This window comes from Variovorax sp. Varisp36 (genome assembly GCF_047304235.1).
Lineage (GTDB): Bacteria > Pseudomonadota > Gammaproteobacteria > Burkholderiales > Burkholderiaceae_C > Variovorax.
The window spans coordinates 1-255 of the sequence record NZ_JBGLYU010000124.1 but is presented as its reverse complement, the minus strand read 5'-3'; the positions used below and the strand labels follow the sequence as shown (position 1 = coordinate 255).

At 59.6% G+C, this 255-nt stretch carries 1 protein-coding gene; it reads left to right on the top strand.

Annotated elements, in window-relative coordinates; all coding sequences use genetic code 11:
* A partial coding sequence (locus tag ACCD11_RS28440; protein ID WP_413316481.1) for a hypothetical protein occupies positions 1-200 on the top strand: 200 nt, incomplete at its 5' end.
* Between the last annotated feature and the right edge of the window lie 55 nt (positions 201-255).

Sequence of the window (255 nt, the reverse complement as noted above, 5' to 3'; positions counted from 1 at the left end):
TCCGGATGATCAGCGTCGGGCCGATGGCGATCACGCCGACCACCATCACGTGCTGCTGGATCCGCGAGAGATTGCCGCCGGTGATAACGCTAGCCTACTGGGTCGAAAACAAGATGCCCGCGCCGATAAGAGCCAGCCACGGCCCGAGGGCGCCCGACGGAATGTTTTGCGTTGGAGACTTCACCATGGATTCGTCCTGATGCTTCCGATTTCTTCTTTCCCCATCACAGCTCGGTGCCTGTCTTGGTGTCCTTG